General features: G+C 70.4%; 8 protein-coding genes. 1 reads left to right on the forward strand and 7 read right to left on the reverse strand.

Going from position 1 to position 12,316, the window contains the following annotated elements; translation table 11 throughout:
* Nucleotides 1-9 precede the first annotated feature (9 nt).
* The 5 genes from EPL03_RS16815 to EPL03_RS20195 form a co-directional block, all read right to left on the reverse strand.
* Entirely contained in the window at nt 10-1,050 is a 1,041-nt protein-coding gene (locus EPL03_RS16815; protein ID WP_135830501.1) for a tyrosine-type recombinase/integrase, read from the reverse strand.
* Nucleotides 1,040-1,474, reverse strand: a complete 435-nt coding sequence (locus tag EPL03_RS16820) for a DUF5805 domain-containing protein (protein ID WP_135830502.1) — start codon at nt 1,472-1,474, stop codon at nt 1,040-1,042. The genes EPL03_RS16815 and EPL03_RS16820 overlap by 11 nt, the downstream gene beginning before the upstream one ends.
* A 1,128-nt stretch (nt 1,475-2,602) precedes the next feature.
* A complete protein-coding gene (locus tag EPL03_RS16825) occupies nt 2,603-3,502 on the reverse strand; it encodes a hypothetical protein (RefSeq protein ID WP_135830503.1) in 900 nt (299 codons plus the stop codon).
* A 69-nt stretch (nt 3,503-3,571) separates the two neighbouring features.
* A complete protein-coding gene (locus EPL03_RS16830) occupies nt 3,572-4,813 on the reverse strand; it encodes a sensor histidine kinase (RefSeq protein WP_135830504.1) in 1,242 nt (413 codons plus the stop codon).
* Nucleotides 4,814-4,822: 9 nt separating this feature from the next.
* Complete coding sequence (locus EPL03_RS20195) at nt 4,823-6,946, reverse strand: hypothetical protein (protein WP_168216296.1); 2,124 nt, start codon at nt 6,944-6,946, stop codon at nt 4,823-4,825.
* Nucleotides 6,947-7,059: 113 nt separating this feature from the next.
* On the opposite strand from EPL03_RS20195, the gene EPL03_RS16840 reads away from it, so the two are divergent.
* The gene (locus EPL03_RS16840; RefSeq protein ID WP_135830505.1) at nt 7,060-7,992 is read left to right on the forward strand and encodes a WD40/YVTN/BNR-like repeat-containing protein; all 933 of its coding nucleotides are present in this window, start codon (nt 7,060-7,062) and stop codon (nt 7,990-7,992) included.
* Between the two features lie 211 nt (nt 7,993-8,203).
* Here the strand turns inward: EPL03_RS16840 and EPL03_RS16845 are convergent, their stop codons facing one another.
* Both EPL03_RS16845 and EPL03_RS16850 read right to left on the reverse strand, forming a co-directional pair.
* Entirely contained in the window at nt 8,204-11,215 is a 3,012-nt protein-coding gene (locus EPL03_RS16845) for a PAS domain S-box protein (protein WP_135830506.1), read from the reverse strand.
* Between the two features lie 92 nt (nt 11,216-11,307).
* Nucleotides 11,308-12,312: a TIGR04024 family LLM class F420-dependent oxidoreductase gene (locus EPL03_RS16850; protein WP_135830507.1), complete on the reverse strand. Its 1,005-nt coding sequence runs from the start codon at nt 12,310-12,312 to the stop codon at nt 11,308-11,310.
* Nucleotides 12,313-12,316 lie beyond the last annotated feature (4 nt).

Genomic DNA, 12,316 nt, shown 5'->3' on the forward strand with positions numbered 1-12,316 from the left:
CACGAAGCGCTACGACAGCGAGTAGACGTTGCGCTCGTACACCTCGCGGACCCGGTCGCCCCAGTTGTGGGTGTAGGTGTCGATGATGTCCTCGGCCACGTCGCCGCGCAGGTACTTCACGATGCCCCGGTCGCCCGTCCGGTCCCGGAGGTGAGTCGTGAAAAAGTGCCGGAAGTAGTGGGGCGTGACGTTCTCCTCCGCGCCCCCACCCTGCCGGTGCCAGCCGTGGTCGGCGGCGTGAGACGTGACGACGTGGTGGACGATGTCCGGGGTTATCCGCGTGCCCCAGCTCTCCCGCGTGGTGGTGAACAGCGGGTCGGCGGGCGATCTCGGGTCCGGACGCACGGCGAGCCACCGCTTCAGCGCCCGCGTTAGCTCCTGGTCGACCGGAATCACGGTCTCGCGCTCGCGCTTGTTCGAGGCCGTCCGGGACTCGCCGTTGTACGGGTCGCCGACGTTGGGTTCGGGCGAGACGTACAGCGAGTCGTCCCGGCCGTCGAGTTGCCCCCGCGTCGGGTGGTCGGTCCCCGACAGCGAGAGGTCCCGCAGGTCGAGGTTGCAGAGCTCGCCCGCCCGAACCCCGGTCTTGAGCAGCGTGAGGACGATAGCGCGGTCGAGCGGGTGGGTCACGCCGGCGACGAACGTCCGCATCTCCGCGACCGAGACATCGCGCCGAGTCGGGTTGGTGTCGATGCGCTCGTCCATCTCCTCGACCACGAGCGCCATCGGATTCGCGTCGAACTCCCCGACCTCGGTCATGTAGTCGTAGAACCGGTGGAGGTACGAGGCGTAGGTGGCGACCGTACTCTCGGCGGTCCGACCCCGGAGTTCGTGTATCCACGACATGCAATCGCGGCGGGTCGCCGCCGAGACGGGCTTGTCGACGCCCATCGGATTCTCGGCGGGCGTCCCGAGGAACGCCTCGAACTCCCGGAGGACGCGCTCGTAGGCCGCTCGCGTCCGCTCGGTCTTCCCGTGGTAGGTCATGTCCTGCAGGAAGTACGCGATGGGGTCGCTCGCGTCCTCGGCGCGGCGCTGGTCAGTCGCCATGGTCCCCCGAGACGACCGCGTAGCCGCCGTGTCGACCGCTGTAGGTCACCCGGTTCTCGGTCTGGAGTCGCTGGAGCGTCTCGTCGAGTCGGTCCTCGACGTCGGCGGTGAGTCGCTCCACGAGGTCGTCCCACGAGCGATGTTCGGACTCCGAGAGGACCGAGAGCGTCCGTTCCTCGAACCCCCGGTCGCCGTCGTCGGCGTCGTCGCCGTCGCCGCTGGCGGGCGGGTCCCCGCCCGACTCCGGGCCGCCGACCGGTTCGAGGTCGAAGTCCCGCCGGCCGGCCTGTACCATCGTCCGGACGAACTCGCTCTGGCTCATGTCGAGGTCGTCGGCGTGTCGCTTCCACTCGGCCTTCTGGTAGGCCGGCACGAACGTCTTCACGGTCGTCCGAGACGTGTCGACGTCGCCCTCGTCGGTCATGTCCGGGGCGACTCATCCCACCACCTTCAAAGTAACCCATACTCGCGAATAAAAGCCCTTATTCTTGAGAGAGGTCCCGTATTTCCACGCCCTATTACAGAATATCCGTGAACGTAGGGCCGTAATTTCGCCTGACTAGTCCTTCCTACGCGCATCTAAAAACTCCGGCGAGCCGCGTCCAGTATGTGATTCTACCATCGCGTCCGGGCGGCTATCGACGGCGGGTTTGCTCGTCGGTGACCGCAGAATTGGGGTGGGTCACTGGTGTCGCGCAGGGAATGCGTACAACGCTTCGAGCCGGCGATTTCGACGGCGCGTCGTGCAGGGGCGTCTTAGCGGGGTCGACCACGGGGTGACGGCCTCGAAACCGGGTTGCGCGGGGTCGAAGTCGAGCGGATGTCCTCGGTCGCCGAGACGGACGCGAGTTCTGGACGCTTCGGTGGTGTCGACTCGGGTGCGTCGATTTCGGAATACGCAGTTCCGGGTCGCCGGTCGACGGTGTTCAGATACGCAGGTCAACTCCGTCGCCCGACGCTGCACGGATCGCGCTGTTGATTCTCGTCGCCGTCGGCGCGCGCTGGCGTCGTCGCACCCGTGGCGCGAGCGCTCGGCAGCCGCGGTTGTCTGCCGGCGTCTGCGCAAGCGACGCGCGCGCAGGCTCGACGGACGGATTGTCCGTCGGCGGCTCGTCGAACGAAGTGAGACGAGGCTCGTGGGCGTTGCTCGACGGCGTCCCGTTGAGCGCAGTCGGTCGAAATCTTCGATTTTCGTGAGCACGAGAGCACGCCCTCGGACGACAGCGAAGCGACCAGTACCGTCTGTCGGTGGCGTCGGGAGTGACTGCGGCCGAGGTGGTGAGCGCACCGGGAAATCTCGAAGACCCGTCCATCGGTCTCGTGTTTCGAGCAGATACGTCCGGGCGGACGGTAACTCTTCCAATCCGGCGCGTCGGTGCGTCTACTGCCCGCCCTCGGCGGCTCTCGAAGTGGAATTGTCGAATGTTCGCCAGCTCTCGGGCCACGTTGCAGGTCCGACTCGTAAACCACATTCCGCTATACCAAGTCGGTGCGTTGCGGTATCGATTCCGCTCGTATCGAACCCACCGCGAGACGGTCCGACGGCCGGGAATCAGTATATCGCCATCTCCGTCTCGGTTTCCGGCCGCGCGAACAGGTCCATCACGCGGTCGGCCGCCGGGCCGGTCTCCTCGTAGTTCTCCATCAGCACCGTCTCGCTGGGGAACAGTCGCTCGCCGACCGCTAGCCCATGCTCGCGCGCCGTCGAGCCGGTTACGGTCAGGTAGACGCCCACGCCGGTCCCGGCGATGGCGGCTTCCTCCTCCTCGTCCTCGCCCGGGTAGCAAAAGTCCAGCGTCGCCGCGTTCCGCGTGCCGAGTACCGCCTCGACGAGGCGCTCGTACCGCGGGGAGATACAGAGGTCGCCCTCGTAGTCGGTCAGCAACTCGCGAGTGGGGTCGGCCCCCTGCGGGAGCGCGTCCGGCGTCGCCAGCAGCGTGTGGTAGACCGTGTCGCCCATCCCGGCGACGACCCGAACGTCGGTGTCGTGGGGGTCGATGCGGGCGTTCACGTCGGCGATTCGGGTCAGCGGGTCGGGCCGGAGTTCGACGACCTCCTCCAGCACGAGGTCGGCGCTGTCGAACCCGAGCGCGAAGTCGTGCTTGCGCAGCGCCCGGAACGGTTCCTCCCGGCCGACGAGCCGCAGGTCCACGTCGCCGGCGGACACGGTCACGCTGTCGAAGACGATGCGGCGGGGCTTGCCCGCGCGGTCGTCGCGCAGGAGCGTGAAGTCCGGTTCGGTCGGTTCGCCGAGCCGACTGTACTCGGCGAGGCGCTCGTAGACGTCGCCCTCCGGCGTCTGGTCGCCCTTCGTGACAGCCTTCTCGTACCGCAGCGTCGAGATGACGTCGTCGGCCACCCGCTCGGCGTCGGCCTCGGCGGCGACCCGGTTCAGGACTGCCTCCAGCGGCCGGCCCTTGCGCGGCACCGCTACGGAGATCGTCTCGGTCATTACCGGCTCGAAGGCACGCCGGTAGTAAACGCGTTCCGCTTGCGGTCGTCGACAGTAGCGGGCCGAAGCTCACACGCCGTCGACGTCGTGGAACTCGAAGCGCGCGCCGTCGGCCCAGCTCTCGGTGACTCGAACCCGCCAGTCGTGGGCTTCGGCGATGCGGCGCACGACCGCGAGCCCGAACCCCGTCCCGTCCGGTTCCGTGGAGTATCCGCCCTCGAAGACGAGTTCGCGGTCCTCCGGCGGGATGCCCGGGCCGTCGTCGGCGACGTAGAATCCCGGCGCGTCGTCGAGGTCGCCCACGACCACGGTCCCCTCGGTGGAGGCCGGTCCGTCGGACGACGCGGCACTGTCCGGGAGGCCGTGCTCGACGGCGTCGTCGCCCTGCGGGCGACTGCTCGCGGAACCGTGTTCCACGGCGTCCTCGTGAGTCCCCGAACGAGGATTCGTCGAGCCGTGCTCGACGGCGTCGTCGCCCTGCGGGCGACTGCTCGTGGAACCGTGTTCCACGGCGTTCCGGAACAGGTTCTCGAACAGCGCGCGGAGCCGGCGGTCGTCCGAGACCACGGTCCGGTCGGTCTCCACTCGGAGCTCCATCCCGGGCGTCTCGACGGTGGTCCACGCGTCGGTCGCCACCTCGTCGAGCGCGACGGGCGCGGGGTCGGCCACCGTGTCGCCGCGCCGCGAGAGCGCCAGCACCTCCTCGATGAGCCGCTCCATCCTGGTGTGGGCGTCCGCGACCGCCTCGAAGTGGCGGTCCGCGTCGGTCTCGCGCGCGAGGTCGAGGTGGCCCTGCGCGACGTTGAGCGGGTTGCGCAGGTCGTGGGAGACGATGCTGGCGAACTCGTCGAGCCGATTGCGCTGCTCGGCGAGCTCGGCGGTCCGGTGTCGGAGCCGGCCGTGCGAGACGCCGAGCAGGCCGCCGCCGAGCGCGCCCACCGCCATCGTCGTCAGCACGACCGACGCGGGCTGGAGCAGCGGCCTACCACCCACCGACTGGAGCAGCGACACCCAGCCCGCCAGCAACCCCATCGCCGCGCTGCCCGCGAGGCTCCACAGCCAGACGACGCCCGCGTGGTCGACCGGCAGGTCCGCCGTCCGGAGCCAGCCCCCGAGCGCGACGACGAACAGCGAGAAGCCGACGGGGACGGCGAACCGGACGAACTCGTCGACGGCCATTTCGGTCCGCGTGACGAGCAGCCCCACCGAGGCGACGAGCAGCCCGACGCCGAGTCCCACCACCGACCACTCGCTGAGACTCCCGTCGTCGGACTCGGTCGACGCATCCGTACTGCCGGACTCGGAGAACATGGGGCCGGGTCAGTTCCCGAAGACGTCGCTGATGCGGTCGCGCCACTCCTGGATGCCCGCTATCTCCTCGCGGATGTCGGCGATCTCGGCGTCCACGTCGCCGATATCGCCCTCGACGCTCTCGACGCGGGCGGTGAGGTTCTCCTCCAGTGCGTCGACGTCGGCCGACAGCGACTCGACCTGCTCGGAGACGTCGGCCACCTCCTCGGCCACGTCGGTCACGTCCTCGACCTCCTCCCGGACTCCCCGGAGTTCGTCTTCGAGCGATTCGAGGTCGTCGCCGACCGCCGTCACGTCGTCGGTGTTCGCGCCGACGAGCTCCTCGAGTTCGTTCAGCCGCTCGTCGAGCGCCTCGGCGCTGTCGGCGAACTCCCCGACGTCGTCGAGTTCGGCTTCGAGCGCCGCGACCGACTCCCGGAGCTCCTCGACAGCCGTCACGTCCTCGCGGAGGTCCTCGACAGCCGCTACCTCCGATTCGAGGTCGGCGAGGTCGGACCGGACCTCGTCCCCCAGGTCGCGAACGTCCCCGCGAATCTCGTCCTCGAACGCCCGGAGGTCGTCCTCGAGGTCGTCGATGGCCGCTTCGGCGTCGTCGAGCGCGGTCTCCACGTCCGCGACGTCGTCCTCTACGTCCACGACGTCTTCCTCCACATCTGCGACGTCGTCTTCTACGTCCGCGACGTCGTCCTCCACGTCCGCAACGTCGTCTTCGACGTCGGTCACGTCGGCCTCGACCGCTTCGAGGTCGTCGTCGAGGTCGTCGACGCGCGCGGTCGTCTCGTCGGTCTCGGTCCGGACGGCCTCGACCTCGCTCTCGAACGCCTCGACGTCGGCCCGCACCTGCGCGAGGTCGTCCTCGAACTCCCCGAGGACGTCCGCCGCCGCGCCGTTCTCGTCGATGAACTCCTCCAGCGCGTCGGTGTACGCCGACAGGTCCTCGACCCGGGACTGGAGGTGTCGGATGCGGACGTTGGTGCTCTCGGGGGTCTCGACGTCGAGTTCGCGCTGGATGGCGTTCAGGTCGTCGTCGGAGACTTCCCCGGCCCGAATCTCGTCGGCGAGCGCGGCCGCGACGCTCCCGGGGCTCGGCGGCGACGCGTCGGGCTCGGCGACCTCGGTCTCGGCGGCCGCCTCCGAGGGCGGCGTCGAGTCCGCGCCGACCACGTCGCTCCCGACGGTGGACTTGGCAGAATCAGGCGCGTCGTCGCCCGCCCCGGCGGCCTCCTCGGCCACCTCGGCGGCCTGTTCGGGCGAGACGGCGTCCGAGTCGGCCGTCGAACTCCCGCGGTCGTCGACCGGCTCGACGTCGCGGTCGGGCGCGTCCGGGTCGGCTGCCAGCGGGTCCTCGTCGTCGGCTGCCAGCGGGTCCTCGTCGTCGGGCGCGTCCGAGTCGGCCGCCAGCGGGTCCTCGTCTTCGGCCGGTTCGTCCTCACCGTCGAGTCCGAGGTCCTCCTCGCCCGTCACGACGTCGCGAGCGAGCTGGCTCTCCTCCTCCGAGACGATGTCGGTTATCGTGTTCCCGTCGGGACCGCCGACCTCCGACGGGCCCGAATCGGCTGCTAGCGGGTCTTCGTCGTCGGCTGCCAGTGGGTCCTCGTCGTCGGCCGCCAGCGGGTCCTCGTCGTCGGCCGCCAGCGGGTCCTCGTCGTCGGCCGCCAGCGGGTCCTCATCGTCGGATTCGGCGAGCGGGTCGTCGTCCTCGCCCGCCGCCAGCGGGTCGTCCGATTCGGCGAAGGGGTCGTCCTCGCCGGCGGTCCCCGAGTCGACCGTGACCGGCGCGACCTCATCGATGGTGGCCGGGCCGAGGAACGACGATGGGTCGTCGTCCTCCCCGAGACGGACGCCGTACACGGTCACCAGCTCCTCGCCCGGTTCGAGTTCGCGCTCGAACTGGACGCGGTGGTCCTTGTACGCCGTCCAGTTGTCGTTCTCGTAGTCGGGGTGGAAGCCGACGTTGTCCATCGGGAACGACTCGGGCACGTCGTCGGCGAGTCGGAGGGTAACGCGTTCCTCGCGCTCCGACCGGACGACGAACTTGACCGCCGGGACCGCGAACTCCTCGCCCTCGAACGACTTCTCGACGACGACGCCGCTCTCGGTCGTCGTCACCACCTCGGTCATGCTATCACTCATACGATTCACATCCCAGAACGGACTTATAAATCACACGCCCCGAAAACGGGAAGTCCGCTCGGCGTCGCCGACGACGGCGTAGTTATTAGGTCACACCGGCCGTAATCGGCCCCATGTTACTCGCTGGCGCGAACGACGGCGTGTACCGCGCGGCCGAGCCCCGATTCGACGACGCCGAGCGCGTGCTCGACTCGGACCGAGCGATGCGCGTCCGCCGGTTCGACGGCTGGGACGGCGTCTTCGCCGCGACCACGTCGGGGTTGTATCGCTCGACCGACGGCGGCGACTCGTGGACCGACCTCTCGGTCCCGCGCGAGGAGGTGTACTCGGTGCTTGGCGACCCCGCCGGCGAGCGCCTCTACGCGGGCACACACCCCGCGCACCTGTACGTCTCCGACGACGAGGGCGAGACGTGGCGCGAACTGGAGGGGTTCCAGGACCTCCCGTCGCGCGAGGAGTGGCACACGCCGCGCCACCGCGACGAGGCCCACGTCCGGAGCCTCCGCGCGCACCCGGACGCTCCCGGCCGCGTGGTCGCGGGCGTGGAGGTCGGCGGCGTCCACGTCAGCGACGACGGCGGCGAGACGTGGACCGAGCGCAAGCGCGGGGTCCACGACGACGTCCACCACGTCCTGCTCGTCGGCCCCGACGAGTACGTCGCGTCCACCGGGAACGGCCTCTACCGGACCACGGACGCCGGACGGACGTGGACGCGGCTCGACGGGGGCCTCGACCGCCGCTACTTCCGGGAGGCGTTCGTCCACGACGGTCGATTCTACGCGGCGGCCGCGCGCTCGTCGCCGGGAACGTGGCGGGGCGAGCGCGGCGCGGACGCGGCGCTGTTCGAGGCCGACGCGCCCGGTAGCGAACTCCGGCCCGTCCGCTATCCCGGCGAACCCGAGGCGGTCGTGCTGGCGTGGACCGCCCACGACGGCGCGGTCGTCGCGGGCACGAACGACGGCGACGTGCTAGTCCGGACCGACGGCGAGTGGGTCGACGGCGGCCGGATTCGGTCGGGCGTCCGGTCGCTTTGCGTGACGGCGTAGCGACTGCCCGGGGTCGTGGCGGCGACGCCCGCTCGGGCGAATCGGAGTGAGGTCGCGAGGTGTGGGTGGCGGTGCCACCAGGTCGGTGACCGTGTCGCCGGTGGGACGGGCGAGTCGCCGGCGGCCTGCTCGCGACCGCACGCGGCGTCCGGACCAGCTGGTCGCGCCCTCGTATTCGAATCCGGAGGGGAGTACAGACGTTCGGGTCGGGTCACTCGGCCGGTTCGAGGGCCACGTTCCGGAACTCGAAGCGCGCGCCGCCGGCGTCGCTCTCGACGACCTCGCACTCCCAGCCGTAGACGGCCGCCAGTTTCCGGACGAAGGCCAGTCCCAGCCCGGTCCCGCCCTCGTCGCCGGCGGTCGTGAACCCGGCCTCGAAGACCGCCTCCCGCTCGTCGGGAGGGATGCCGGAGCCGTCGTCGGCGACGTAGAAGCCGTCTTCGAGTCGGCCGACGCGCACGGTCAGGCCGGACCCCTCGCTTTCCGCGGCGTCATCCGGCTGGTTACTCGTGGAGCCGTGTTCCACGGCGTTCTCCAACAGGTTCCGGAACAGGTGACGCACGTACGTCTCGTCGGCCTGCACCACGTCCTCGACGTCGACTTCGAGCGTCGCGTCGGCCGCGCCGACCTCGTCCCACGCGTCGCGGGCGACCTCCGAGACCGGGACGGCGTTGCACTCGCCGACCGCCTCCTGGCCCCGGGTCAACACCAGCATCACGTCGATGATGTCCTCCATGCGGTCGAACGCCTCCGTGACGTACTCGACCGCGTCGGCGGTCGCGTCCGTCGCTCCCGAGTCGGACGACTCGGAGCCGGCGGCCGGGAGCTGCTGGCTGTATATCTGGCCGATGGTGACGGGATTGCGGAGCTCGTGGGCCAGCATGCTGGCGAACGATTCGAGCCGGTCGTTCGACGCCTCGAGCTTCTCGACGGTCTCCTCGAGTTGTCGTTCGCGCTCCTTGGGCTCGGTCACGTCCTGGGCCATCGTCATGCCCGCGAACACGGTCCCGTTCTCGTCGGTTATCGGGACCGCGTGGACGAGCCACTCCCGGCCGGCGTACGACAGTTCGACCGACCGCTCCTCGCCGTCGAGTGCCGCCCGGAACGCCGGTTCGAGCGCGTCGGCGGTGTCCTCGTCCCAGGCCGCCCGGAAGTGGCGGCCTTCGAGGTCCGCGGGCTCGAGGGGAATCCTGTCGAATCCCTTGCCGGCCGCCAGCGCGTACTCGGACTCGCGGTCGAACAGGGTCACGATGCCGTTCGGGAACGACTCCGCGAGCGTGCGGTACCGGCGCTCGGACTCGGCGAGCCTGCGCTCGGACTCGATGCGCTCGGTGACGTCCTGGGACATCGCGAGCGCGGCGAACGCCGTCCCGTCGTCGTCTCGAACCGGGACGACATGGAACCGATAGACGCCGCCGTCGCTCTCGAACTCGAAGGAGCCGGTCTCCCCGTCGAGGGCCGACTCGAACCGCGGGACGAGTTCGTCGGCCAGCTCGGGCGATAGAACGTCCCTGACCGGCCGTCCCTCCAGTTCCGCTGCCGAGGGGACCGCCTCGTCGACCGGACTGCCGCCGACGGTCCGATAACACAGGGTCTCGTCGACCAGCGCGACCGCGCCGTTGGGGAAGTGCTCGGCCAGGGTCCGGTAGCGCCGCTCGGACTCCTCGAGGTCGCGCTGGCGCTCCTTGCGCTCGGTCACGTCCCGGAAGTACACCGACAGCCCCGTCTCGGAGGGGTAGGCGTGGACCTCGTACCACGCGTCGAGCGGGTCGGGGTAGTAGAACTCGAAGGAGGTCGATTCCTGGCTCTCCATCGCGGTGCGGTACTCCTCGCCCAGCGTCGAGTCGGTCGCCCACTCGAAGGCCTCCCAGAGGTTCCGGCCGACCAGTCCCTCGCCGTCGTAGTCTATCAGCTCCTCGGCGCGCTCGTTTGCGTGGGTTATCCGCCACTCGTCGTCGAGGGCGTAGAACGCGTCCGTGACCCGACCGAATATCTCGTCGAGTTCGGCCTCCAGTCGCTTGCGCTCGGTGACGTCCGAGATAATCCCCTCGATGGCGGCGAGGTCGCCGTCCTCGTCGAAGACGCCCCGGCCGTGGCTCCGCACCCACCGTCGCTCGCCGTCGGCAGTCTCGATGCGGTAGGTCACGGAGAACGTCTCCCGGTCGGCCACGGCCGTCTGGACGGCCTCCCACACCGCCGGCCTGTCCTCGTCGACCATCACGTCCTCGCCCCAGCTCACGTCGCCGCGCTCGAACGCCTCCGGGTCGTAGCCCGTCAGGTCGCGGCAGGCGTCGCTGACGAACGCCATCGGCCAGTCGGGCTCGTTCCGACACCGATACACCATCCCCGGAACGTTGTCGACGAGCGTCGAGAGCTGTCGCTTCCGCTCCGCGAGCGCTCGCTCGCGCTCGCGCCGGTCGGTCACGTCCCGGACGACGCCGATGCGGCGCGCGTCGTCGGAGCCGGGCAGCATCGCGAACGTCGCCTCAACCGGGACGCGGTCGCCGGACGCGGTGTCCAGTTCCGCCTCGATTCTATCGGTCTCGGTGACGCCGTCGCGCATCTCCGCCTCGACCCGCTCGGCGCGCCGGCGCACCTCCTCGTCGACGACCAGCGAGACGTGTTCGCCGAGCAGTCGCTCGCGCGAGTAGCCGGTCAGCTCCGCGTACGCCTCGTTGACCAGCCTGAATCGCCCGTCCTCGTCGACGACGTAGACGCCGTCGTCGACCGCCTCCACGATGGCCTCGTAGCGTTCGAATTGGCTCCCGCGCTCGCCGCGGTCGCCGGAGGGCTGGCCGCCGGCGTCGCGTACCACGCCCGCGAGCCCACGGACGCCCCCGTCCTCGACGAGCGGGCTCAGCCGCAGCTCGCACGGAATCCGGTCGCCATCGGCTGTCCGGACCGCGACCTCGAGCGCCCGGTCGCCGTCGGCCGGCGTTCCCTCCCCGTCGGCCGGCGTCCCCTCCCCGTCGACCGCGCGTTCGAGGGCCGAACGGTCGTCGGCGTCGAGGATGACCGAGACGGACTGGCCGAGCAGTCGCTCGCGCGAGTGGCCGGTCAGTTCGACCAGCGCGTCGTTCGCCCCGACGAATCGACCCGCCGCGTCGAGCTGAAAGATGCCGTCCCCGACCGCGTTCACGAGCCTTCGATAGCGCTGGAGAGTCTCCCCCTCGGCCGGGTCGCCCCAGAAGGCCGACTCGGACGCCTCTGCCCGTTCACTCATGTAGCGAAAGATGAGCCGCCAAGTCGGATAAGTCTTCGCGTGACCGCCTCACGAGGCGGTTTCGTCCGGGTCCGTTCGGTTCGAACGCTCGGTCAGTGTTCGGGCGCGAGGGCGTCGACGGTGGCGTCGAGGTCGCTCGGTTCCGCGCCGCGCGGGAACGAGACCGCCACGCTGTCGACGCCCTCGATGGCCTCGAACGCCCGGAGCTGCTCGCGGGCGTCCTCGGGCGTGCCGACCGCACCGAGGTCGGTGAGCAGGTCGTCGTCGATGGCGGCCAGCGCCGCCTCCCGGTCGCCGCTGCCCCACGCGGTCGCGACCGCCTCGGCGGTCTCCTCGTAGCCCTGTCTGGCCAGCGCCTCCCGGTAGAAGGTGCCCATCGCGCCGACGTAGAACGCGAGGTGCTGGCGCGCGAGACGCCGGGCCCGGTCGCCGTCGTCCAGCGCGGCGCAGGTCAGCGAGAGGGTCACCCGCACGTCGTCGGGGTCCCGACCGCCGAGGTCGGCCCCGCGCCGGAGGTCGGCGAGCCGGTCGCGAACGCCGTCGGGGGTGAGCATCAGCGCGTGCCAGCCGTCGGCGAACCGGCCGGCGAGTTCGACCGACTTGGGACCCATGCCGGCCGCGTCGATGGGGACCGGGGCCTCGGGCGGCCCGCACCTGAGCCGGAAGCCCCCGAGGGTGAAGACGTCCCCGTCGTAATTGACGGTCTCGCCCGAGAGGACCGCCCGGACGATTTCGACGTACTCGCGGGTCCGGCGCAGGGGTCGCTCGAAGCGCTGGCCGTGCCACCCCTCGATCACGGCGGGTCCGGAGGGGCCGAGTCCGAGCCGGAGTCGACCGCCGGACAGCTCCTGGAGCGTCGCGGCGGTCTGGCCGACCAGCGCCGGCGACCGCGAGTAGACGTTCAGAATCGAGGGGCCGATGCCGATGTCGTCGGTGCGCTCGGCCACCGCCGAGAGGACGGTGGCGGCGTCCCGGCCCCACGTCTCGGGGAGCCACGCGCGACGGTAGCCCCGCGACTCGGCGCGCTGGGCGAGCGAGACCAGCGCGTCGAGGCTCGGCTGGGCCGCGACCGGGAGGTGGACGGTTCGGTCTGTCATGGCC

The sequence above is a fragment of the Halorussus halobius genome, from assembly GCF_004765805.1.
In the GTDB taxonomy this organism is placed as follows: Archaea; Halobacteriota; Halobacteria; order Halobacteriales; family Haladaptataceae; genus Halorussus; species Halorussus halobius.